Source organism: Bacillus sp. FSL W7-1085, from assembly GCF_038595035.1.
GTDB classification, from domain to species: Bacteria; Bacillota; Bacilli; order Bacillales; family Bacillaceae; genus Bacillus; species Bacillus altitudinis.
In genome coordinates this window covers 161,872-185,520 of the sequence record NZ_CP152000.1, presented here as the reverse complement: position 1 = coordinate 185,520, position 23,649 = coordinate 161,872, and the positions used below count along the sequence as shown (strand labels likewise).

Annotated in this window: 17 protein-coding genes, 7 tRNA genes and 3 rRNA genes; 8 read left to right on the top strand and 19 right to left on the bottom strand. The window is 44.7% G+C overall.

The features are described 5' to 3' along the window. Positions 1-34: 34 nt before the first annotated feature. From rsiW to MKY11_RS01030, 8 genes are all read right to left on the bottom strand, one after another. Complete coding sequence (gene rsiW / locus MKY11_RS01065; RefSeq protein WP_008344028.1) at positions 35-661, bottom strand: anti-sigma-W factor RsiW; 627 nt, start codon at positions 659-661, stop codon at positions 35-37. A 14-nt stretch (positions 662-675) separates the two neighbouring features. After that, positions 676-1,239, bottom strand: a complete 564-nt coding sequence (gene sigW, locus MKY11_RS01060) for an RNA polymerase sigma factor SigW (RefSeq protein WP_007498553.1) — start codon at positions 1,237-1,239, stop codon at positions 676-678. Between the two features lie 185 nt (positions 1,240-1,424). Beyond that, positions 1,425-2,336, bottom strand: a complete 912-nt coding sequence (gene rocF / locus MKY11_RS01055; RefSeq protein WP_039170230.1) for an arginase — start codon at positions 2,334-2,336, stop codon at positions 1,425-1,427. Positions 2,337-2,473: 137 nt separating this feature from the next. Then, a tRNA-Gln gene (locus tag MKY11_RS01050) sits at positions 2,474-2,545 on the bottom strand. 4 nt (positions 2,546-2,549) lie between these two features. Beyond that, positions 2,550-2,634 (bottom strand) — tRNA-Tyr (locus tag MKY11_RS01045). 28 nt (positions 2,635-2,662) lie between these two features. Continuing rightward, positions 2,663-2,735 (bottom strand) — tRNA-Thr (locus tag MKY11_RS01040). A gap of 3 nt (positions 2,736-2,738) precedes the next feature. Continuing rightward, positions 2,739-2,814 (bottom strand) — tRNA-Val (locus tag MKY11_RS01035). 6 nt (positions 2,815-2,820) lie between these two features. Next, a tRNA-Glu gene (locus MKY11_RS01030) sits at positions 2,821-2,895 on the bottom strand. A 220-nt stretch (positions 2,896-3,115) separates the two neighbouring features. Between MKY11_RS01030 and murQ the strand changes: the two genes are divergently transcribed. Genes murQ through MKY11_RS01000 form a run of 6 tightly spaced genes read left to right on the top strand, consistent with a single transcriptional unit; the run spans position 3,116 to position 10,845 of the window. Then, positions 3,116-4,027, top strand: coding sequence for an N-acetylmuramic acid 6-phosphate etherase (gene murQ / locus MKY11_RS01025; RefSeq protein ID WP_342501749.1), 912 nt, complete (start codon positions 3,116-3,118; stop codon positions 4,025-4,027). Positions 4,028-4,039: 12 nt separating this feature from the next. Next, on the top strand, positions 4,040-4,909 hold the full coding sequence (locus tag MKY11_RS01020) for a MurR/RpiR family transcriptional regulator (RefSeq protein ID WP_007498558.1): 870 nt from the start codon (positions 4,040-4,042) through the stop codon (positions 4,907-4,909). Next, the gene (locus MKY11_RS01015; protein ID WP_008344031.1) at positions 4,906-6,285 is read left to right on the top strand and encodes a PTS transporter subunit EIIC; all 1,380 of its coding nucleotides are present in this window, start codon (positions 4,906-4,908) and stop codon (positions 6,283-6,285) included. The genes MKY11_RS01020 and MKY11_RS01015 overlap by 4 nt, the downstream gene beginning before the upstream one ends. A 12-nt stretch (positions 6,286-6,297) precedes the next feature. Beyond that, a complete protein-coding gene (pbp4b, locus tag MKY11_RS01010) occupies positions 6,298-7,653 on the top strand; it encodes a penicillin binding protein PBP4B (RefSeq protein ID WP_168948421.1) in 1,356 nt (451 codons plus the stop codon). A gap of 13 nt (positions 7,654-7,666) precedes the next feature. Then, positions 7,667-9,586 carry a glycoside hydrolase family 3 protein gene (locus tag MKY11_RS01005; protein WP_342501748.1) on the top strand — a complete coding sequence of 640 codons (1,920 nt, stop codon included), beginning with the start codon at positions 7,667-7,669 and terminating at the stop codon, positions 9,584-9,586. Positions 9,587-9,597: 11 nt separating this feature from the next. Continuing rightward, positions 9,598-10,845, top strand: a complete 1,248-nt coding sequence (locus MKY11_RS01000; RefSeq protein WP_017358872.1) for a DUF1343 domain-containing protein — start codon at positions 9,598-9,600, stop codon at positions 10,843-10,845. A 38-nt stretch (positions 10,846-10,883) separates the two neighbouring features. Here MKY11_RS01000 and MKY11_RS00995 read toward each other — a convergent pair whose 3' ends face one another. The 7 genes from MKY11_RS00995 to MKY11_RS00965 all read right to left on the bottom strand — a co-directional run bounded on the left by MKY11_RS00995 (position 10,884) and on the right by MKY11_RS00965 (position 18,743). Then, positions 10,884-11,849: a bile acid:sodium symporter family protein gene (locus MKY11_RS00995; protein ID WP_342501747.1), complete on the bottom strand. Its 966-nt coding sequence runs from the start codon at positions 11,847-11,849 to the stop codon at positions 10,884-10,886. Between the two features lie 61 nt (positions 11,850-11,910). Continuing rightward, positions 11,911-13,350, bottom strand: coding sequence for a SulP family inorganic anion transporter (locus tag MKY11_RS00990; protein ID WP_342501746.1), 1,440 nt, complete (start codon positions 13,348-13,350; stop codon positions 11,911-11,913). Between the two features lie 361 nt (positions 13,351-13,711). Further along, positions 13,712-13,784: transfer RNA gene (locus tag MKY11_RS00985), tRNA-Thr, on the bottom strand. A 1-nt stretch (position 13,785) separates the two neighbouring features. Next, a tRNA-Asn gene (locus MKY11_RS00980) sits at positions 13,786-13,860 on the bottom strand. A 43-nt stretch (positions 13,861-13,903) separates the two neighbouring features. After that, a 5S ribosomal RNA gene (gene rrf / locus MKY11_RS00975) occupies positions 13,904-14,019 on the bottom strand. 61 nt (positions 14,020-14,080) lie between these two features. Then, a 23S ribosomal RNA gene (locus tag MKY11_RS00970) occupies positions 14,081-17,011 on the bottom strand. A gap of 183 nt (positions 17,012-17,194) precedes the next feature. Then, positions 17,195-18,743: ribosomal RNA gene (locus tag MKY11_RS00965) — 16S ribosomal RNA — on the bottom strand. The 16S, 23S and 5S rRNA genes sit together here with 2 tRNA genes alongside, the layout of an rRNA operon. Before the next feature lie 374 nt (positions 18,744-19,117). On the opposite strand from MKY11_RS00965, the gene pdaB reads away from it, so the two are divergent. Then, positions 19,118-19,882 (top strand): polysaccharide deacetylase family sporulation protein PdaB, encoded by a 765-nt coding sequence (gene pdaB / locus MKY11_RS00960; RefSeq protein ID WP_342501745.1) that lies wholly within the window; start codon positions 19,118-19,120, stop codon positions 19,880-19,882. Here pdaB and MKY11_RS00955 read toward each other — a convergent pair. Next, entirely contained in the window at positions 19,875-20,477 is a 603-nt protein-coding gene (locus tag MKY11_RS00955; protein ID WP_008345196.1) for a KinB-signaling pathway activation protein, read from the bottom strand. The genes pdaB and MKY11_RS00955 overlap by 8 nt on opposite strands. A 90-nt stretch (positions 20,478-20,567) precedes the next feature. Between MKY11_RS00955 and gerD the strand changes: the two genes are divergently transcribed. Next, positions 20,568-21,146 (top strand): spore germination lipoprotein GerD, encoded by a 579-nt coding sequence (gene gerD, locus MKY11_RS00950; protein WP_007496366.1) that lies wholly within the window; start codon positions 20,568-20,570, stop codon positions 21,144-21,146. Between the two features lie 38 nt (positions 21,147-21,184). Here the strand turns inward: gerD and MKY11_RS00945 are convergent, their stop codons facing one another. From MKY11_RS00945 to MKY11_RS00935, 3 genes are all read right to left on the bottom strand, one after another. Next, a complete protein-coding gene (locus MKY11_RS00945) occupies positions 21,185-22,243 on the bottom strand; it encodes an Mrp/NBP35 family ATP-binding protein (protein ID WP_045035076.1) in 1,059 nt (352 codons plus the stop codon). Positions 22,244-22,346: 103 nt separating this feature from the next. Beyond that, positions 22,347-23,060: an N-acetylmuramoyl-L-alanine amidase CwlD gene (gene cwlD, locus MKY11_RS00940; protein WP_017359175.1), complete on the bottom strand. Its 714-nt coding sequence runs from the start codon at positions 23,058-23,060 to the stop codon at positions 22,347-22,349. Positions 23,061-23,118: 58 nt separating this feature from the next. Continuing rightward, positions 23,119-23,562 carry a YbaK family protein gene (locus MKY11_RS00935; protein ID WP_035389125.1) on the bottom strand — a complete coding sequence of 148 codons (444 nt, stop codon included), beginning with the start codon at positions 23,560-23,562 and terminating at the stop codon, positions 23,119-23,121. Positions 23,563-23,649: the final 87 nt, after the last annotated feature.

Genomic DNA, 23,649 nt, shown 5'->3' with positions numbered 1-23,649 from the left:
CAGTCCCTTAGAGACTGCTCTCAAACTGTTTGATTTACTTTTGCTCCTCTGGCCCAATGACCCGCATCACGTCTTGTGCTGTAGACTTCATTTTGTACCAAACCCAATCAAACACTTCATTAATTTCATTGATTTGACCAGTGACTTGTCCGGCAGAAGCAGTCAGCTGTTCTCCATTGACGACTGTTACGTTTCCATCAACCTTGCCTTCTACAATCAGCTTGCCATTTTTCACAGTGACATCACCTTTGACGGTTTCCCCTTTAGGTACCGTCACTGTATCATTTTCAACCACGAGATTCGGCTGCTTTGACACACTGAAATTATGATCCGTATTCCAGCTAGTAAACAGACTGCCTCCCATCAATATGACAAAGAGGGCAGCGGCGACCATTAGCGGATGAGCTTTGATCCATCTTTGAATCGACACACGCTTTTTCTCCTTTGGAAGACCTGCCATCACCTTTGCAGTGAAATCAGATGGTGCTTCTATATGAGATGTACTCTGCACGAGCGCGATGGATTTCTCAATTTGTTGAAAATGAGTACGGCATTCCTCACACGATTGCAGATGGCTCTTTAATTCTTTTTCATCTTCGGGCTCTATATCCCCGTCTAAATACTGATGCATAAGCAGGACGATTTTTTCCTGACAGCTCATCAAAATCACCTCACTCAAAGGTCTCTCAACTGTTTCCGGAGAGCCTCTCTACCCCTGTGTATTCTCGTTTTCACCGTACCAACTGGTATATTCAGAATCTCACTAATTTCTTTTAACGAGAGTTCATCAATATACTTTAATACGATGACCGAGCGATATTTATCGGGTAATCTTAAAATTTTTTGCTGAATGGTGCTCGATAATTCAAGCGACACCACCTCGTCCTCTGGCAAAATGCCGTCAGCCGCAATTTGAGAATACATATTCAGTCCTTCTGTCCCTGCCACCTCTGCATCTAAATAATAATCCGGCTTTTTTTTACGAATACGGTCGATGGTCAGGTTGGTTGCAATGCGGTACAGCCACGTGGAAAACTTACGATTCACATCAAAGCTCTCAATATTCACATAGGCACGAATAAACGCCTCCTGCGCAATATCTTCTGCTTCATGTGCATTCCCAAGCATACGATAGCACAGCTGATAAATTTTGTCTTTATACAGGTCTACGATGTCTGCAAATGCGTTCTGGTCGCCTTTTTTCACTTGCTTAATTCTCTTTTTAATCATTGTTTCCATAGTATATTCAACCTCTGCCTTCACCGGTCTTTATGTATACGAACCTCGTTCCAAAAGGTTTCATTCTCCTCTAAAAAATAGTGTAACAAATTTTTGACAGCATGTTACGCTTATCAGCCGGTAAAAACCTTAACATATCCTTAAATTTCCCCAAAATTAAAAAAAGAACGGGAACAAGTCCCGCTCTATAATAGCTTTTCACCCATTAAAGAACCAATTAATGCAACTGCCGCTTCTGCTGTTTTATTTTTCTCATCTAATACGGGATTCACCTCAACAAACTCAGCAGATGTCAAAATACCTGCTTCCTCTAAAAGCTCCATTGCAAGATGACTCTCTCTATAACTGATGCCGCCAGCAACCGGCGTTCCCACGCCAGGGCACTCTGCAGGATCTAGCCCATCTAAATCAAGCGACAAATGAACACCATCTGTTCTTTCTTTTAAATAGGCAATGGCTTCCTCCATTACTCTCGTCATCCCTAATCGATCGATTTCATGCATCGTATACACTTTAATGCCTTTTTCTCTAATCAATGCCCGCTCTCCTTCATCTAAAGAACGAGCACCGATCAAGATCACATTCTCAGGCTTTACTTTAGGTGTATAACCGCCAATATTGATTAAATCAGCATGCCCAAAGCCGAGACTGACAGCGAGCGGCATCCCATGAATATTTCCAGAAGGAGAAGTTTCCTCTGTATTTAAATCACCGTGCGCATCATACCAAATGACACCCAAATTTTCATAATGTTTGGCTACACCGGCTAGTGTACCAATTGCAATGCTATGATCCCCGCCTAAAATCAGCGGAAACGAACCTGACTGCACAATACTGCTAACCTTTTCAGCAAGAAGCTGGTTTGCGCCAGCATTCTCCGTTAAGTTTTTCAGTTTTTCACTTGTATAGAGACCTTTCTCATCATCTCTTTGCTCAACAGGAATATCCCCTAGATCTTCAACATCAAATGAAAGCGATTCCAATTTTTCTTTTACACCAGCACAGCGAATGGCACTCGGCCCCATATCGACGCCCCTTCTCATTTGACCGAGATCCATCGGCACCCCAACAATCGTGACCTTCTTTTGATCTCCCATATGTACATCCCCTTTCCGTTCATGCTTATATTTTACTTTCTCGGTGCCTTCTGACTCAACTCAACAATATTTTGAATAGTTATACATTCCAATCGTCAAAATAAAAAAAAGACACCTTTTTAAAAAAGGTGTCTTAACTGGGCTAGCTGGATTCGAACCAACGCATGACGGAGTCAAAGTCCGTTGCCTTACCGCTTGGCTATAGCCCAAAAATGGTGGAGGGGGGCGGATTCGAACCGCCGAACCCGGAGGGAGCGGATTTACAGTCCGCCGCGTTTAGCCACTTCGCTACCCCTCCACATATGGAATTGATAAAAGAAAAACAGTGCCGGCAAGAGGACTTGAACCCCCAACCTACTGATTACAAGTCAGTTGCTCTACCAGTTGAGCTACACCGGCATATGGTGGAGGATGACGGGCTCGAACCGCCGACCCTCTGCTTGTAAGGCAGATGCTCTCCCAGCTGAGCTAATCCTCCACATGATGGTGACCCGTACGGGATTCGAACCCGTGTTACCGCCGTGAAAGGGCGGTGTCTTAACCGCTTGACCAACGGGCCAGTTTGTCAAGTTTACTGTTTCCGTGAAGCTGACAAAAGTTATTATATACAGGTTGTCCCCCTTTTGTAAAGGGGATTTTTATTTTTTTTATTTTCTAACTATTCAACCCTCATCAGCACAACATTTCGACTGAAATATAATTTCAGTATTTAAATATAATATTGAAATTTCATGTCATACTCAATATACTGAAAATGAAGAAATAAGGAGGTATGTCACATGCAGCCATCTCAACTGCGTTCTTTGACAACAGAATCAAGAAACCCTAACACCATGAGAATTTCACAAGCAAGCCCGCTAGAAATACTCCAAATGATCAATGAGGAAGATATGAAGGTCGCTCAAGCCGTCAACCGTGTCCTTCCAGACGTAAAGACAGCAAGTGACTTGGCCTTTGAATCCATCTCGAATGGGGGCAGACTCATTTATCTAGGCGCTGGAACAAGCGGCAGAATTGGGGTAATGGATGCGGTCGAATGTCCACCTACCTATAGCATTTCACCTGATGTCATCGTAGGCATCATGGCCGGTGGAGACTCTGCCTTTTCACATGCAGCAGAAGATGTGGAAGACAGTGAAGAAGCTGGTCAAAAAGATTTAGAACACATTCACCTGACATCAAAAGATACGGTTGTCGGCATCGCGGCGAGCGGTAGAACACCCTATATCATTGGCGCTTTAAACTATGCTAGAACCATTGGAGCAAAAACAGTAGCCCTCAGCTGCAATGAACAAGCAGAGATTAGCGAACTAGCAGACTGCGCCATTGAAGTCGTCGTAGGAGCAGAAGCCATCACTGGGTCAACACGAATGAAAGCCGCATCCGCTCATAAAATGATTTTAAATATGCTTTCCACCTCTGTCATGATCAGACAAGGCAAAGTATATGAAAACCTGATGGTAGATGTAAAAGTAAGCAATCATAAACTAAAAGAACGCGCCATCACCATCATTCAGCATGTGACCAATGCTTCCTACGAACAAGCCGTAAAAGCCCTTGAAGCAGCCGATTTAGAAGTTAAAACAGCCATCGTCATGCTCCAAACCAAAACAGATAAAAAGACAGCCAAAGACCTGCTCAACAAAGCAGATGGTCACATCGACAAAGCCATCTTACGTCATCAATCTTAAAGGAGGAAACTCATGTCAGCAGGCGGACTCACCCTACTACACACAATGAAATCAAAGCTTCCCCAATCTGAAAAAATCATTGCAGACTATATCCTTGCCCATCCTGACAAAGTCATTAAAAGCACAGTGCATGAAATCAGTCAGGCTGCCGGTGCAAGCAGCTCTGCCGTCATCCGCCTCTGTAAGTCTCTCGGGCTGGATGGCTATCACGATTTGAAAATGCGGATCGCTGGAGATTTAATGCACACTGATAAACAAGGCTACCGGGATATCGAACAAGATGAACCACTTCAATCCATTATTCAAAAGACAGCAGGAAACACCATTCAATCGATCAAAGATACAGCCTCTATTTTAAATGTAGAAGCTTTAGAAAAAGCTGTTCAACTGCTGCTGAATGCAAACCAAATCCATTTTATCGGTGTGGGTGCATCTGGCATCGTCGCAGCTGATGCCCAGCAGAAATTTCTCAGAATCAATTATGCAGCTACAGCCTTTACTGACATGCACATCGCATCTACGGTCATCGCAAATGCTGGAAAGAATGACATTGTGTTCGGTATATCCTTTTCTGGAGAAACGTTAGACATCATCCAAGCCCTTCAGCTCGCCAAAGAAAATGAAGTAAAAACCATTGCTTTAACGCATCCAGGGCATACAAGCGTTTCTGCATTGTGTGATGTTCATCTATCGACGTCTGGTTCCAATGAAGCACCTTTTCGCAGTGCTGCCACTTCCTCTAGAATGGCACAGCTCTATTTAATCGATGTCTTGTTCCTCAGTTTAGCCTCTCGTCAATATGAACAGACGGCACAATATATTGACAAAACAAGGCATGCCATCCGCTCCATGAAACGAAAAACAAAGGGGGATTCAACATGAGTCATCAAAAGAAATATCAGCAGTTGGCGAAAGAAATCCTTTCACTCTGTGGTGGTTCTGAAAACATTTCTTCCCACACACATTGTATGACACGTCTCCGAATTACACCCATTGATCGTGAAAAAGTGCAAACCACCGCGATCAAAGAACTCGATGGCGTCATTGGCGTCGTCGAAGCGGAAACACTGCAAATCATTTTAGGAACAGGTGTTGTCAACCAAGTATCAAGTGCATTTGAACAGCTGCTCAATGCCTCAGGTTCATATGACTTAAACAACGAAGCACAGAAAAACAAACAAGCCATTTCACAAAAGAACCGCACACCATTCAAGCTGTTCTTACGGCGGATCGCCAGCATTTTCATTCCCATTATTCCAGCACTCGTTGCATCGGGTCTTATAACGGGTATTACAAAAGCGGTCGTGCAAGCAGGCTGGCTCGATGAAAAATCTCAAGCTGCGATTATCCTAACCGTTATAGGCTCAGGCTTGTTTGCTTATCTCGGTATATTAGTAGGAACAAACGCCGCAAAAGAATTTGGTGGCTCTCCTGCATTAGGCGCATTAGCAGGTATTCTCATCATTAACCCAGCTGCCGCTGATATTATGTTATTTGGCACTAATATTCTACCAGGTAGAGGCGGACTTATCGGTGTTCTTCTTGCAGCTATTTTTATGGCACTTGTTGAGACCCGGATCAGACGCTTCGTCCCGCAATCACTCGATATCATCGTCACACCAACCATCACACTACTCATTACAGGCATTTTCACGTACGTTATCTTCATGCCAGTCGGCGGATTTATATCTGATGCCATCACCTCTGGACTTACTTATCTATTAAACATTGGCGGTATTTTTGCCGGATTTGTTCTTGGTGCGACCTTCCTTCCTCTTGTTGTCACTGGACTTCACCAAGGCCTAACACCTATTCATATGGAACTGATTAATTCAATTGGAGATGACCCGCTTCTGCCAATCCTCGCTATGGGAGGCGCAGGACAGGTCGGTGCTGCCTTTGCCATTTATATGAAAACAAAAAAGAAAAAGCTGAAAAGAGCCATTGCAGGCGGACTTCCTTCAGGAATGCTTGGAATTGGAGAACCGCTCATTTTCGGTGTCACACTCCCGCTCGGAAGACCCTTCCTCACTGCTTGTCTCGGCGCAGGAATCGGCGGAGCATTTCAAGCCTATTTCCAAATCGCCACTAAAGCAATCGGGGTATCAGGTCTCCCATTAACCTTTATCGTTCACACACATCAAATGCTGCTTTACTTAATAGGTCTCTTCATTGCATATGTCGCTGGATTTATCTTCACATACTTATTTGGATTTCATGATGATATGGCTGTTGAATTCGAGGAAAATAAGCAATAGGAGGTCTAGCTCTTGAAGAAATATTTTCTCATCATCACAACTCTGTTCATGCTCCTAGGGTTACCAGTACAAACATTTGCAACTAGCTCCCATCCTGTATCGTCTTTGTCTAAAACAGCACCTGAAGAATATCCCGTCTTAAAAAAAGCAAAACGACCGGAACAAGTAGGTTTTTCTTCTAGGCAGCTTAGGAAGGTTGATCACATGATTCAAAACGATATCAAAGCAGGGTTCCCGGGGGCAGCACTCATCATTATCAAGGATGGTCAGATCATCCATCAAAAAGCCTATGGCTATAGACAAAAATATAAAGGGACAACAGAACTCAAATTCTATAAGAAAATGAAAAAGAACACACTGTTCGATTTGGCATCCAACACAAAAATGTATGCCACCAACTATGCCCTGCAAAAGTTAGTATATGAACAAAAACTAGATGTAAATGAAAAAATACAAACCATCCTGCCTGACTTTCAAGATGAACCAGATGCAAAGGTAACCGGCAAAGATCAGCTTCGAGTCAAGGATCTTCTCACCCATTCTGCCGGACTGCCTTCCAGTGTTTTATTTTATAGCAAAGAGCAAGCGGGCTCTTTTTTCTCTCAAGATAGACAAACAACCATGAAATGGCTACCAAAGGTGCCTCTGCAATACAAGCCAGGCACTCAGCATATTTATAGTGATATTGATTACATGCTGTTAGGCATGATCATTGAGAAAAAAACCGGTATGCCACTTGATCAATATGTAGAGTCGACGATTTATCGACCGCTTGGTCTAAAACATACCATGTTCAATCCGCTGAAAAAGGGATTCAAGCCAAAGCATTTTGCAGCAACCGAGCGTCTAGGCAATACACGCGATGGTGTCATCGATTTTGAAAACATTCGCAGGTATACCTTGCTAGGTGAAGTCCACGATGAGAAAGCCTATTACTCAATGGCAGGTGTCTCCGGACATGCTGGACTTTTCTCTAATACATCAGATATGGCCGTACTGCTTCAGCTGATGCTCAATAAAGGAGGCTATGGGAAAACAACCATCTTTGACCAAGCTTCTATCGATCTCTTTACGGAATCATCAGACACGAACCCAACTTACGGGCTAGGCTGGCGGAAAAACGGCAATACTGACATGGAATGGATGTTTGGGAAATACGCAAGTAAAGAAGCGTATGGACACACAGGCTGGACCGGAACGATGACTTTGATTGATCCAAAACACAATCTAGGCGTCGTCTTGCTGACAAATAAAAAGCATTCACCCGTCGTTTCACCTGAAGTCAACCCAAATCAATTTGAAGGTGACCTTTTCCCAACTGGTACTTATGGAAGCATCATGACTGCAATCTACGAATCTTTTAAGTAAAAGGAGGAATTCGATGTTAAAAGCTCTGTTCCCCGCTGCACTCGTTTTGGCCCTGCTCACCTCTTCCATTCCAACGGAAAAGGTGAGCTCCGCCCCTCTCCCAACTGCCAAACAAATGGTTCAGGACATGTCCTTGGATGAAAAAATTGGCCAAATGCTCATGCCAGACTTTCGCAATTGGCAAGCAGAAGGTGAATTCGCTCCTACAGGCTTCACAAAAATGAATAAAGAAGTTTCTCACCTTGTAGAGAAATATCATTTAGGCGGTGTCATCTTATTTGCAGAAAATGTCGTTGATACGAAACAAACCGTCAAACTCACACATGAATTTCAACAAGCATCACCCAACATTCCTTTACTCATTTCCATTGATCAAGAAGGCGGAATCGTCACAAGACTACAAAAGGGAACACATTTCCCAGGAAATATGTCGATTGGTGCCTCTCGAAGTAAGAAAAATGCTTATGACACTGGAAAAATCATCGGCAAAGAATTAAACGCTCTAGGTATCAATACAAATTTCTCTCCTGTTCTTGATGTAAATAATAACCCGAATAACCCCGTCATCGGTGTCCGTTCCTTTAGCTCTGACCCTGAACTTGTCACAAGACTTGGTCTGCAAACCATGAAAGGACTTCAAAAGGAAAAGACCATTTCCACATTAAAGCATTTCCCGGGACATGGTGATACAGCTGTTGATAGTCACTACGGTCTTCCGCTTGTCGAACATGATCTAGATCGTCTTAAAAAGGTGGAGCTGTATCCATTTCAACAAGCAATCAACGCAGGGGCAGATATGGTCATGACTGCTCATGTTCAATTCCCAGCCATTGATGACACAACGTATAAAAGCAAAAAAGATGGCGAGGACATTATGGTTCCAGCAACCTTATCAAAAAAAGTCATCACAAATTTATTAAAAGAAGACATGGGCTTTCAAGGAGTGGTTGTAACAGACGCCCTCAATATGAAAGCGATTGCAGATAACTTCGGACAGGAAGAAGCTGTGGTAATGGCTATTAAAGCAGGCGTCGACATTGCCCTCATGCCAGCACCTGTCACGTCCTTAAAGACAGAAAAAAACCTAGAGAATGTGTTCAATGCTTTAAAAAGAGCAGTTCTCACAAACGAAATTCCGATATCTCAGATCAATCAATCTGTCGAAAAAATCCTTCAATTAAAGATCAAACGCGGCATCATTTCCGCCAATAAACCAGTAAGCCTTGAGAAGAAAATCAAAAAAGCCACACAGCTCGTTGGTCAAAAGTCGCACCGAAAAGCAGAACAAAAAATGGCACGTGAAGGAATCACTCTCCTTAAAAACAACGACAAAACCTTGCCTTTTAAGCCTAAAAAGAATGACAAAATCTTGTTCATGGCACCGTACGAAGATCAAACAAAAGCAATGTCCGTCACAATTGAATCACTAATCAAACAAAAAAAGATCAAACCTGTGCGTATCCAATCATACGCATTTGCAGATAAGAGCTTCTCCAAAGAAACAGCCAAACTCATTCAAGATGCTGACTATGTCATTACCGGCTCTTACGTTGTCCAAAATGACCCGGCTGTGAATGATGGCGTCATTGATGACGGTGTACAGGATCCGAAAAAATGGGCAACGGCCTTCCCTCGTGCTGTCATGAAAGAAGCAGCAGCACAAAACAAAAAATTGGTCATCATGAGTCTTAGAAACCCTTATGATGCGGCAAATTTCGAGGAAGCCGACGCCTTACTGGCTGTGTACGGTTTTAAAGGGTACTCAAACGGACAATTCAATCAACCGAATATTCCTGCGGGACTAGAAGTGATTTTTGGAGCGGCCTCACCTAAAGGGAAATTACCCGTCGCTATCCCATCAGTCACTCATCCTAATCAAACCCTTTACCCATTTGGCTATGGACTCAATTTAAAAGGAAAACAGATCAAATAGGAGGGATTCTCTTGAAAAAGACAGCAAGCTTGATACTCGCTAGCATTCTCATGATCAGCACATTGACCGCCGCCTCCCCCGCAGATTCAGAACGAACAGATACAAAAGGAAAAAAAGCAACAGTCAAAACAGGTATCGAAACATTACTCTCAAGTAACCTCTCTTGGCTTAAAGGGAAAAAAGTAGGGCTTATTACGAATCCTACAGGCATTGATGCAAACATGAAAAGCAGTGTCGATCTGCTATTTGAACACCCCGATATTAAACTGACTGCCTTGTATGGGCCTGAACATGGCGTGCGTGGTGATGCACAAGCAGGAGAAGGCGTCGAATCGTATACTGACGAAAAAACAGGCCTGCCTGTTTACTCTCTTTATGGAAAAACAAGAAAGCCAACTCCTGAAATGCTCAAAAATGTAGATGTCCTGCTATTTGATATTCAAGACGTTGGTGCTCGTTATTACACCTATATTTACACGATGGCCTATGCAATGGAAGCAGCTAAGGAAAACAACATTCCATTTGTTGTCTTAGATCGTCCAAACCCAATAGGCGGGCTAAAAGTAGAAGGACCCGTATTAGAGCCAGAACACGCCTCTTTTGTAGGTCTCTATCCCATCCCATTAAGACATGGGATGACGACTGGAGAACTTGCATACATGTTTAATAAAGAGTTTCATATCAACGCTGATGTAAAAGTGATCAAAATGAAACATTGGAAACGATCCATGACGTTCGATGACACGAAGCTGCCGTTCGTCCTCCCTTCACCTAACATGCCGACCGTTGATAGTACCTTTGTTTACCCAGCAACAGGATTAATCGAAGGCACAAACGTTTCTGAAGGCAGAGGAACGACAAAACCGTTCGAACTCATTGGCGCTCCATATATCAATAGCAACGAGCTAGCAGATCATTTAAATGGGTTAAAACTAAAAGGCGTTCAATTTAGACCTGTTTCATTTACCCCTACCTTTTCAAAACATGCCGGGACTTTGTCTCACGGGGTACAGCTTTATGTCACAGACCGAAAATCATTCGAAGCAGTCAAAACAGGTCTATCCATCATCAAAGCAATACATGACTTGTATCCTAATGACTTTCAATTCCTACAAACAGGCAGCTTTGATAAACTCATCGGGAATAGCTGGATCAAAGAAGAAATCAATAAAGGCACTTCCATCAAACACATCATGAAACAATACCACCATGACCTGAAAACGTTCGAAAAGAAACGGAAGAAATACCTCATCTATTAATCGCAAAAAAGCCTCCACCTTAAAGGATGGAGGTTTTTTCATGATAAAGACTTAGTCACAGCAGGTACTTTCAGCTCGAAACGATGAAGTAAAAAGCCAAACAAGGCTGCAAGCACTTGCTGAAACAGCATGCCAATCACAACAGGAACAGCAACAGCAGGCGGGAAAAAGCTAATGGCAAGCACAGCACCCGCGCTAATGTTCCGCATACCGCCCGTATACACAATCGCCACAATTTCTCCTTGGGTACATTTCATCGCCTTTCCAATCAACCACGCAAACGCATACCCACTCATCGCAATGAAAAAGACAGTCGCTGCTTTGCTAAAAAATGCAGCATCCAGTTCACGCAAATATGGGGCGACAACAGAACTGTTAATCGATACGACAACAAACAAGCCTAATTTTGAAAAAGGAGCCAAGGTCTGACTCATTGCTTTTGTCACCGATGGCTTTGCATACTGACGAACGAGCATCCCTAAAATAGAGGGCAGCACCACCATACCGAATAGTCCTTTCATGATCGCCACCATGTCCATATGGACCTGTGTACCAACGAAGATTGACAAGCTTACTGGTACAATCAATGGCGAAAGCAATGTATCAATTAATATGATAGATAACGTTAACCCCACATTCCCTTTATACATTGCCGCCCATATTAAACTAGACACACCTGTCGGAATCACCATCGCAAGCGTCAAACCGGTGATCGTCATAGAATCACCTGCAAATATCAAATGCCCCGCCGACCATGAATAAAGGGGCATCAGCACATGCAAAATCACAAACGATAAAATCAAAGGCAATGGATGCATCACCGTATGCTTTAAAGCTGAAAAAGTAGATGACAAGCTCCCTGAAAATGTCATCACAGCAAACACCCAAGGCACCAAAAAGGTGAAATCTTTTAAATACGCCGCCAATAATACACCAAGTAGCACGCTGACAGGCGTAATGAGCGGCATCATCCGGCCGAGCACCTGATTCAAACGGACAAGCATGCCGGCCACCTCCATCCTTCACTTTCTTCCTTGTTCTATTGTAACAAACAGAAAAGTCTTTTTAAGATCCGATCACTTGTTTCATAAGTTTTTGACTAGACATATCCATTCCAACTACGTCCACCTCTACACCAGCTGTACGATATTTTTCCTTCACACGTTCAATTGCGGCCACACCTGATTCGTCCCATATACGCGCTTCAGACAAATCAATCACAACCGTTTTCAGGTCGTTTCCATGATGGAAGGCTTGAATCAATTCAGTCACGGAAGCAAAGAAAATTTGTCCCTTAATTCGATAAATCCATGTACCAGCTTGGCTTTCTGTAGAGGTGATATGAAGTTTTGATATTTTAGCTACAAAGAATACGGCACTAAGCAGCACCCCCGCAAAAACACCCTTGGATAAATCATGAGTGAACACCACCGTCACGACCGTGACAAGCATCACAAGAGAATCTGTTTTTGGGTTCTTTTTTAGCTGCTGGAATGTACTCCAATCAAAGGTACCAATAGAAACCATGATCATGACAGCCACAAGAGCAGCCATTGGAATTTGAACGACTATATCACCCAAAACAAAAATCAATACCATTAAAAATGCACCAGCCACAAAGGTAGAAAGCCTACCTCGTCCCCCTGCCTTTGTATTAATCACAGATTGACCAATCATCGCACAGCCAGCCATACCGCCAAAAAATCCTGCCACCACATTGGCAATTCCTTGGCCTCTCGCTTCCTTATTTTTACGACTAGACGTTTCCGTCATATCATCTACAATCTGTGCTGTTAATAAAGATTCAAGTAAACCAACCATCGCAAGTGCTAAGGAATAAGGAAAAATGATAGCAAGTGTTTCCCAGCTAAACGGTACATTGGGAATAAGAAAAGTTGGCAAAGAGCTAGGAAGCTCTCCCATGTCCCCAACTGTTCTGACATCAATATGCCCAAATACAGCAATCATCGTCATCACAATAATCGCAATGAGTGGAGAGGGAACAACTTTGATGACCATCGGTAATACATAAATGATGAACAAAGCCCCACCTGTCATGACATACATAGCCATGGATTCCCCAACGAAATGCGGCAGCTGTGCCATGAAGATCATAATTGCCAATGCATTAACAAAACCAACCATCACAGACCTCGGAATAAATTTCATCAAACGAGAAACACGGCACAATCCAAACACAATTTGAATCAAGCCTGTTAAAATCGTAGCTGCGAACAAATACTGCAATCCATGATCTGCAATCAAATTGACCATAACCAGCGCCATAGCCCCAGTAGCGGCAGAGATCATACCTGGCCGTCCACCAACAAACGAAATCACAATCGCGATACAAAACGAAGCATATAAACCGACCTTAGGATCAACGCCCGCAATAATCGAAAACGCAATCGCCTCAGGAATCAAAGCCAAGGCCACTAAAATACCCGCCAGCACATCCTGACGCACATGTCCAAACCATTCTTGCTTTACAAATAAATCTTTCAAACCATCTACTCCTTTTTATATACATACCGTACAAGGAAAAAGTAGGCGAATAAAAAACCGGAGATACAAAAAGGAAAAAACAATAACCATTCAATTTCGGAGAAAAAGAGGAACGTACAGAGTCTTTTGTAAGAGAGGAAGTCATCACTTTAGTAAGGATAAAAGAAATACGCCGAAGAATCAAGAACAAATAGAAGGAGTATATAGAAAGCTAAGGCAAAGCTTCCATCAAAATCGCTCGAGTCATTTTCTATTTTCATGAGTAACTAAGATCAATAAACGTCAACTTATTTTAAAACAAACAAAAAAAGCCTTCTCATCAACGAGAAACCTTAACATTTACCATTATCATATAGAGGAAAGCTTCCAAGCGGGCTCGAACCGCTGACCTCTTCCTTACCATGGAAGTGCTCTACCTACTGAGCTATGGAAGCATGGCTCCGCAGGTAGGACTCGAACCTACGACCGATCGGTTAACAGCCGATAGCTCTACCACTGAGCTACTGCGGAATGGATAAAGTAACTTCTTCCATTGGAAGGATATAAACAAAAAGCTTGGCGGCGTCCTACTCTCACAGGGGGAAACCCCCAACTACCATCGGCGCTGAAGAGCTTAACTTCCGTGTTCGGTATGGGAACGGGTGTGACCTCTTCGCTATCGCCACCAAACCTGATGGAGAGAATGTTCTCTCAAAACTAGATAACAATGTTCATTTTTCACATTAGAATATAGGTTAAGTCCTCGATCTATTAGTATCTGTCAGCTCCACGTGTCACCACGCTTCCACCTCAGACCTATCAACCTGATCATCTTTCAGGGATCTTACTTCCTTGCGGAATGGGAAATCTCATCTTGAGGGGGGCTTCATGCTTAGATGCTTTCAGCACTTATCCCGTCCGCACATAGCTACCCAGCGATGCCCTTGGCAGAACAACTGGTACACCAGCGGTGCGTCCATCCCGGTCCTCTCGTACTAAGGACAGCTCCTCTCAAATTTCCTGCGCCCGCGACGGATAGGGACCGAACTGTCTCACGACGTTCTGAACCCAGCTCGCGTACCGCTTTAATGGGCGAACAGCCCAACCCTTGGGACCGACTACAGCCCCAGGATGCGATGAGCCGACATCGAGGTGCCAAACCTCCCCGTCGATGTGGACTCTTGGGGGAGATAAGCCTGTTATCCCCGGGGTAGCTTTTATCCGTTGAGCGATGGCCCTTCCATGCGGAACCACCGGATCACTAAGCCCGACTTTCGTCCCTGCTCGACTTGTAGGTCTCGCAGTCAAGCTCCCTTGTGCCTTTACACTCTGCGAATGATTTCCAACCATTCTGAGGGAACCTTTGGGCGCCTCCGTTACATTTTAGGAGGCGACCGCCCCAGTCAAACTGCCCACCTGACACTGTCTCCCTGCCCGATAAGGGCAGCGGGTTAGAAGGTCAATACAGCCAGGGTAGTATCCCACCGATGCCTCCACCGAAGCTAGCGCTCCGGTTTCCAAGGCTCCTACCTATCCTGTACAAGCTGTACCAACATTCAATATCAGGCTGCAGTAAAGCTCCACGGGGTCTTTCCGTCCTGTCGCGGGTAACCTGCATCTTCACAGGTACTATAATTTCACCGAGTCTCTCGTTGAGACAGTGCCCAGATCGTTGCGCCTTTCGTGCGGGTCGGAACTTACCCGACAAGGAATTTCGCTACCTTAGGACCGTTATAGTTACGGCCGCCGTTTACTGGGGCTTCAATTCGCACCTTCGCTTACGCTAAGCGCTCCTCTTAACCTTCCAGCACCGGGCAGGCGTCAGCCCCTATACTTCGCCTTACGGCTTCGCAGAGACCTGTGTTTTTGCTAAACAGTCGCCTGGGCCTATTCACTGCGGCTTCTCGGGGCTTTAACACCCTAAGAAGCACCCCTTCTCCCGAAGTTACGGGGTCATTTTGCCGAGTTCCTTAACGAGAGTTCTCTCGATCACCTTAGGATTCTCTCCTCGCCTACCTGTGTCGGTTTGCGGTACGGGCACCTCTCACCTCGCTAGAGGCTTTTCTTGGCAGTGTGGAATCAGGAACTTCGCTACTAAATTTCGCTCGCCATCACAGCTCAGCCTTCACGGGAAACGGATTTGCCTATTTCCCAGCCTAACTGCTTGGACGCGGATATCCAATACCGCGCTTACCCTATCCTCCTGCGTCCCCCCATTGCTCAAATGGTGAGGAGGTGGTACAGGAATATCAACCTGTTGTCCATCGCCTACGCCTTTCGGCCTCGGCTTAGGTCCCGACTAACCCTGAGCGGACGAGCCTTCCTCAGGAAACCTTAGGCATTCGGTGGACGGGATTCTCACCCGTCTTTCGCTACTCATACCGGCATTCTCACTTCTAAGCGCTCCACCAGTCCTTCCGGTCTGACTTCACTGCACTTAGAACGCTCTCCTACCACTGTTCGTAAGAACAGTCCGCAGCTTCGGTGATACGTTTAGCCCCGGTACATTTTCGGCGCAGAGTCACTCGACCAGTGAGCTATTACGCACTCTTTAAATGGTGGCTGCTTCTAAGCCAACATCCTGGTTGTCTAAGCAACTCCACATCCTTTTCCACTTAACGTATACTTTGGGACCTTAGCTGGCGGTCTGGGCTGTTTCCCTTTCGACTACGGATCTTATCACTCGCAGTCTGACTCCCAAGGATAAGTCATCGGCATTCGGAGTTTGACTGAATTCGGTAACCCGGTAGGGGCCCCTAGTCCAATCAGTGCTCTACCTCCGAGACTCTTACCTTGAGGCTAGCCCTAAAGCTATTTCGGAGAGAACCAGCTATCTCCAGGTTCGATTGGCATTTCACCCCTACCCACACCTCATCCCCGCACTTTTCAACGTGCGTGGGTTCGGGCCTCCATTCAGTGTTACCTGAACTTCACCCTGGACATGGGTAGATCACCTGGTTTCGGGTCTACGACCACGTACTCATGCGCCCTATTCAGACTCGCTTTCGCTGCGGCTCCGCATCTTCTGCTTAACCTTGCACGGGATCGTAACTCGCCGGTTCATTCTACAAAAGGCACGCCATCACCCGTTAACGGGCTCTGACTACTTGTAGGCACACGGTTTCAGGATCTATTTCACTCCCCTTCCGGGGTGCTTTTCACCTTTCCCTCACGGTACTGGTTCACTATCGGTCACTAGGGAGTATTTAGCCTTGGGAGATGGTCCTCCCGGATTCCGACGGAATTTCACGTGTTCCGCCGTACTCAGGATCCACTCTGGAGAGAACAACATTTCAGTTACAGGGCTGTTACCTTCTTTGGCGGGCCTTTCCAGACCTCTTCGCTTATATCGTTCCTTTGTAACTCCGTATAGAGTGTCCTACAACCCCAAGAGGCAAGCCTCTTGGTTTGGGCTGTTCCCGTTTCGCTCGCCGCTACTCAGGGAATCGCATTTGCTTTCTCTTCCTCCGGGTACTTAGATGTTTCAGTTCCCCGGGTATGCCTTCTCATACTCTATGTATTCAAGTATGGATACTACTCCATTACGAGCAGTGGGTTTCCCCATTCGGAAATCTCCGGATCAAAGCTTGCTTACAGCTCCCCGAAGCATATCGGTGTTCGTCCCGTCCTTCATCGGCTCCTAGTGCCAAGGCATCCACCGTGCGCCCTTTCTAACTTAACCATTTCTTACTTTAGAAAGAATCACTATGTGTGATGAACTTTGCATTGCATTCAATGTGAATGTATTACTTATTGTTATCTAGTTTTCAAAGAACAATCCTGTCTCGCTAGAGACATGTTTTGAAGGAATGATCCTTCAAAACTAAACAAGACGAAAAACGTACGCTGCTCCATATATCCTTAGAAAGGAGGTGATCCAGCCGCACCTTCCGATACGGCTACCTTGTTACGACTTCACCCCAATCATCTGCCCCACCTTCGGCGGCTGGCTCCATAAAGGTTACCTCACCGACTTCGGGTGTTGCAAACTCTCGTGGTGTGACGGGCGGTGTGTACAAGGCCCGGGAACGTATTCACCGCGGCATGCTGATCCGCGATTACTAGCGATTCCAGCTTCACGCAGTCGAGTTGCAGACTGCGATCCGAACTGAGAACAGATTTGTGGGATTGGCTAAACCTTGCGGTCTCGCAGCCCTTTGTTCTGTCCATTGTAGCACGTGTGTAGCCCAGGTCATAAGGGGCATGATGATTTGACGTCATCCCCACCTTCCTCCGGTTTGTCACCGGCAGTCACCTTAGAGTGCCCAACTAAATGCTGGCAACTAAGATCAAGGGTTGCGCTCGTTGCGGGACTTAACCCAACATCTCACGACACGAGCTGACGACAACCATGCACCACCTGTCACTCTGTCCCCGAAGGGAAAGCCCTATCTCTAGGGTTGTCAGAGGATGTCAAGACCTGGTAAGGTTCTTCGCGTTGCTTCGAATTAAACCACATGCTCCACCGCTTGTGCGGGCCCCCGTCAATTCCTTTGAGTTTCAGTCTTGCGACCGTACTCCCCAGGCGGAGTGCTTAATGCGTTAGCTGCAGCACTAAGGGGCGGAAACCCCCTAACACTTAGCACTCATCGTTTACGGCGTGGACTACCAGGGTATCTAATCCTGTTCGCTCCCCACGCTTTCGCTCCTCAGCGTCAGTTACAGACCAGAGAGTCGCCTTCGCCACTGGTGTTCCTCCACATCTCTACGCATTTCACCGCTACACGTGGAATTCCACTCTCCTCTTCTGCACTCAAGTTTCCCAGTTTCCAATGACCCTCCCCGGTTGAGCCGGGGGCTTTCACATCAGACTTAAGAAACCGCCTGCGAGCCCTTTACGCCCAATAATTCCGGACAACGCTTGCCACCTACGTATTACCGCGGCTGCTGGCACGTAGTTAGCCGTGGCTTTCTGGTTAGGTACCGTCAAGGTGCAAGCAGTTACTCTTGCACTTGTTCTTCCCTAACAACAGAGCTTTACGATCCGAAAACCTTCATCACTCACGCGGCGTTGCTCCGTCAGACTTTCGTCCATTGCGGAAGATTCCCTACTGCTGCCTCCCGTAGGAGTCTGGGCCGTGTCTCAGTCCCAGTGTGGCCGATCACCCTCTCAGGTCGGCTACGCATCGTCGCCTTGGTGAGCCGTTACCTCACCAACTAGCTAATGCGCCGCGGGTCCATCTGTAAGTGACAGCCGAAACCGTCTTTCATCCTTGAACCATGCGGTTCAAGGAACTATCCGGTATTAGCTCCGGTTTCCCGGAGTTATCCCAGTCTTACAGGCAGGTTACCCACGTGTTACTCACCCGTCCGCCGCTAACATCCGGGAGCAAGCTCCCTTCTGTCCGCTCGACTTGCATGTATTAGGCACGCCGCCAGCGTTCGTCCTGAGCCAGGATCAAACTCTCCGAAAAAGTACAAAACCGAAGTTTTGCTTTTCGCCAGTTTGACTGACTACCTATGATGTATCATAGGATTTTTTATAAAAACTTGAATTAACAGGTACGTTTTGTCTTGTTTAGTTTTCAAAGATCATCTTCGCCGTTCTTAGCGGCTTTAATAATATAACATTTCGCTTCATCTTATGTCAACAACTTTTTTTAAGTTTATTTCCCGAAGCGTTTGTGTTTGTCACTGTGTGTCAGCGACGATTAATAATATATCACGAAAACATTCTGTTGGTCAACGTCTTTTCAGAAATTTTTTTAAAATAGTTTTATCGTGCATGTTAAACCCTTGTCCTGCATACAATCAAGTAACAATCTTGGACAAGGCAGGAGTGTTTGAATTGAGTCGATTATATGTGTTGCCTATTAAACGGCTGAAGCAAGTAGTCATTATTCTTGTAGCAGCCCTTGCAGCTGCAACCTTTTTTTATGTACAAAAGGCACCGCCGCTGTCTGTATTTAAAACGGAACAAGGACCTCGAGCGATTTATAAAGGAGAGGCCTCATCAAAACATGCATCCCTTACGTTTAATATTGGCTGGGGAGACGAGAAGGCTGTTCCTATTTTAAATGTCCTTCGAGAGTACGATATAAAGAACGCCACTTTCTTTCTGTCTGCTTCTTGGGCTGAGCGTCACCCGGATATTGTGAAAAGGATTAAAGAGGACGGCCATCAAATTGGCAGCCTTGGCTATGCATATAAAAATTATAGCCAGCTTGAAGAAAACGAAATTAAGCGTGATCTTGTCCGTGCACAAAATACATTCCAAAAGCTTGGACTGGAAGACATTCAATTATTAAGACCGCCAACTGGGCAATTTAATGAAACGGTATTGAAAATTGCAACACAGTATGGCTATACCGTTGTCCATTACAGCATCAATTCTCAAGATTGGCTGAACCCGGGCGTCGACCAGATTGTTCATAATGTAAATGATCGAATGAAAAGCGGAGACATCATTCTCCTTCACGCCTCAGATTCTGCCACCCAAACCGCTCAAGCCTTACCAGCTATTTTAAAACACTTAAAAGATCAAAATTTAAGAAACGTCACGGTTGGCGAGCTTATCTCTAATACAAAAACAAAGTCAACTGAGGTTAAGTAGCTTTTGCTTTTGAAAACCGCGGCATAGCTAATAACTGAAACGCATTACAACCTAATAGTGGGAATAGCATTAAATACAGCCAGTCCTCTTCATTGACTCTAAGCGCCGGAAACCATTCTAACGACGTGATGACGACCATGAGAAACATTGCAGAAATAAATGTTTTCTTAGAGGACTGCTGCTGTTTAAAATAAGACACGATCAATGCAAACACACCGATAAAAACAGGCAGCCACAAGTATGGAAGAAATGATTCATTCTCCCCGAAAAACAAAAACCGCAAATAAGCTAAATCAAACAGCACGAAAATCACAAGGAATAACTGAATGGTATTCCATAAAGAATGCGACCTGAAAATCTCCAGCGCAAACCGGTGCACTGTCAAAAAGACAACAAACCCCATTTGACTGATTACACTAAAGATCATCCCCACACCAATAAACCAAAATAACACAGACGCAATCTCTAAAATCTCAAACGATACAAACAGCTTCTGATATTTCCCCCACTCCAGCGCAAAACCTACCACGCTTGTAATGACCGCTCCAACAGCCAGCACAGAGAAGAAAAAACGAACTAAATCCCGACTTTTCATTGAAATGACCCAACCCCTATTTTTGTTATGTATAAATTCATGTGAAACATTCATATTAAAAGTAAGACATGTAACGAAAGGAGCCACAGTATGTCAAAAGGCATCTTGCGTATAATGAGCTGTTTTCTTCTTTTATCTCTAACAGCTTGTGCTCCCAAAACCCAATCCTCATCTAATATGGACTATGACGAAACGAAAAAAATGGTCGTCGATATTTTGAAAACAGATGACGGTAAAAAGGCCATTCAACAGTTATTAAATGACGAGGCAATGAATGAAGCTTTGGTAATGGATGAACAAACTGTGAAAAAAACAATAGAGAAAACACTGACTTCTGATAAAGGCAAAGAGTTCTGGAAGAAGGTCTTTGAGGATTCTAAATTTGCCGAGACTTTCGCAAAATCCATGCAGCAACAGCATGAAAAGATGTTAAAACAATTGATGAAGGACCCTGACTATCAACAAATGATGATGGATATTCTCAAGGATCCTGAAATGGAAAAGAAATACGGTGAACTGGTCAAAAGCAAAGAGTTCAGAAAGCACTTAGAGAAAGTCATCACAGAAACATTGAGCAGCCCTCTCTATAAGAAGAAGTTCGAAGATGAGCTAAAAAAAGCAGTCTCTGAAAGCAGCAATGATTCCGGTTCACAAGGAAGCGGCAGTTAAACATCACCCGAGTGGCACAAGGTCCACTCGGGCTTTCATTATGCTTTGACTGTTAATTGTTCAATGACTTTATTGGCAATGTGTAGATACACTTCCCCTGTCGGATGACTCGCATCATAGACAGAAGGTGCAAAATCGTCCTCATTCCAATCAGGCTGTCTTAAAGGGATTTGACCAAGAACTGATACACGCAGCTCCTCCGCCAGCTTGTCCCCGCCGCCCTTTCCAAAGACATATTCCTTCTCACCTGTTTTTTTGCTTTCATAGTAACTCATATTCTCAACGACCCCTAGCACCTCGTGATCTGTTTGCAGTGCCATTGCGCCTGCTCTAGCAGCAACGAAAGCCGCTGTTGGATGCGGTGTCGTCACAATGATTTCTTTACAGCTCGGAAGCATCGTATGAATATCAAGTGCCACATCACCTGTTCCAGGCGGAAGGTCTAATAGTAAGTAATCTAATTCTCCCCACTCTACTTCGTGGAAGAAGTTATTTAGCATTTTACCAAGCATCGGTCCTCTCCAAATGACCGGTGCGTTTTCTTCAACAAAAAAGCCCATTGAAATCACTTTGACGCCAAAGCGTTCCACAGGAATAATCTTTTCCCCTTTAACTGTCGGTCTGACGGTGATTCCCATCATATCCGGTACGCTAAAGCCGTAAATATCAGCATCGATCAGTCCCACTTTTTTCCCTAGACGAGCCAGTGCCACAGCCAGGTTAACGGAAACGGTTGATTTCCCAACTCCGCCTTTTCCACTTGCAATCGCTAAGAACACAGGTGGATTTTTAGAGTTGAGCAAATTTTCTTCCTCATCCTGTGACGGAATAAACTTTTCAAGCGTTTCTTGAGGCAGTTCTTCAAAACGAAGTCCTACAGTGTTCGCGCCGGCTGCTTTTAAAGCTTGTACGATGTCTTGCTGCAGCTTCATCTGCTCAGCAGTGCCTGTTTTGGCAATCGCCACTTTTAAGCTCACATGCTCTTTTTCAGGCTTTAGGCTGATTTCCTTGATGGCATCCAGCTCACCAAGCGGTATATGAAGGAAAGGTTCGTCCATCTTCCCAACTAGTTTTCTCACATCATCTTGTCCGATCATAGCAGAACCTCACCCTTTATTGAATTCGTTTACAATCCAAGTATATCATACATATCCTTACAATGTCTGTCCTCTTTGCCTGCGATAAACAGGAAAAAGCCCCTTATTCAGGCGGCTCTTTTTGCTCTGTTAAATATCTTAAAATGCCTTTATAAATCGAAGCAGCAATTTGATCCTGATATTTAGGAGTCGCCAGCTGACCAGCCTCTTTTGGATTCGATAAAAATCCGATTTCGACAAGCGCTCCTGGCTTCGTGACATTTTGCATTAAATAAATCCCGTTGATTCGCTTCGCCTTGCGATCTGTGTTTTCAAGGTTGTTGCGCAATTCATCTTGAATGAACTTCGCTGCTTTTTCATTCTCTTCATACTTTCCGTAAAAGAACGTCTGTGCCCCGCTCCATTTGTTCGATGGGATCGCATTTAAATGAATGCTTAAATAGAGATCCGCTTCAGATTCATTGATGACTTTCACACGGTTTCTCAAATCCTCCGCTTTCTTTCGGGCATAACCCTTTGTATTCTTTGATGATAAATCAGAGTCATCCTCCCGGGTCATGAGAACAAGCGCTCCCTGCTCCTGCAAATAGTCTCTTATCTTCATGGACACATCCAGTGCAATCTCTTTTTCGAGTAACTCGCCGCCAACAGCACCGCCATCTGGACCGCCGTGACCCGGATCTAAATAGATGATCTTGCCGCTCAAAGGCAAGTTCCACGATTTCCACGAATCATCATTTAGAAACTGAAATCTGAATAAGAATAAGAGGACAATAAACCCGATTAAAAACCCTGTCCATTTCAGCTTTCTTTTCATCCCTGTCCCTCCCATACACCATTATTTTATAGATATGGGACAAGGGCTGGAAATATGCTTAGTGCAGTCGAAGCTTATGCCTTTTTTCTGATTCACGAAAGCCTTCCTGCCACCACTTACTTAAAAATTCCTTCGCAAATGGATACAGACACGACATCTTACGCTCCATTCGGAACATATTCCCCCACGATTGCAAACACCCTGCTAGCTCCTCAACCAGCTCATCTTCTTCATGAACTGACCGCTTTTTTATATCATCGAAGGATTCACCATACTTACTCGACTCACCGTATCTCCCACCTGCTAAAAAAGCCTCAATGGCGAAATCGATACAGCCATCACTCATAATCCCAGCTGGATCATCTGCAAATGGGAACAGCTTCCTCGTGAATTTCTCGGAAGCGACCGTCACCTGTTGAAGAGACAATGTACGCAACAGCTTCTTTTCAAGCGTGACATCTCGTTTTGTTTTTAATTGATAAAATGAAAGAACTTCTGCCATGGACTGAACTCCTTTTTTCTTTGTATTGTTCGTTGGTTTGAACAAAACATGCAGTTCAGTAAATGGAAATCAATGCGCTAACGGATT

Bases quoted from the DNA above. Each gene is read 5' to 3' on its own strand.
- rsiW (WP_008344028.1), bottom strand. From the start codon at position 661: ATGAGCTGTCAGGAAAAAATCGTCCTGCTTATGCATCAGTATTTAGAC.
- gerD (WP_007496366.1), top strand. From the start codon at position 20,568: ATGTCAAAAGGCATCTTGCGTATAATGAGCTGTTTTCTTCTTTTATCT.
- MKY11_RS00935 (WP_035389125.1), bottom strand. From the start codon at position 23,562: ATGGCAGAAGTTCTTTCATTTTATCAATTAAAAACAAAACGAGATGTC.
- MKY11_RS01015 (WP_008344031.1), top strand. From the start codon at position 4,906: ATGAGTCATCAAAAGAAATATCAGCAGTTGGCGAAAGAAATCCTTTCA.
- sigW (WP_007498553.1), bottom strand. From the start codon at position 1,239: ATGGAAACAATGATTAAAAAGAGAATTAAGCAAGTGAAAAAAGGCGAC.
- cwlD (WP_017359175.1), bottom strand. From the start codon at position 23,060: ATGAAAAGAAAGCTGAAATGGACAGGGTTTTTAATCGGGTTTATTGTC.
- rocF (WP_039170230.1), bottom strand. From the start codon at position 2,336: ATGGGAGATCAAAAGAAGGTCACGATTGTTGGGGTGCCGATGGATCTC.
- MKY11_RS00995 (WP_342501747.1), bottom strand. From the start codon at position 11,849: ATGCTTGTCCGTTTGAATCAGGTGCTCGGCCGGATGATGCCGCTCATT.
- MKY11_RS01020 (WP_007498558.1), top strand. From the start codon at position 4,040: ATGTCAGCAGGCGGACTCACCCTACTACACACAATGAAATCAAAGCTT.
- murQ (WP_342501749.1), top strand. From the start codon at position 3,116: ATGCAGCCATCTCAACTGCGTTCTTTGACAACAGAATCAAGAAACCCT.
- MKY11_RS00945 (WP_045035076.1), bottom strand. From the start codon at position 22,243: ATGATCGGACAAGATGATGTGAGAAAACTAGTTGGGAAGATGGACGAA.
- MKY11_RS00955 (WP_008345196.1), bottom strand. From the start codon at position 20,477: ATGAAAAGTCGGGATTTAGTTCGTTTTTTCTTCTCTGTGCTGGCTGTT.
- MKY11_RS01005 (WP_342501748.1), top strand. From the start codon at position 7,667: ATGTTAAAAGCTCTGTTCCCCGCTGCACTCGTTTTGGCCCTGCTCACC.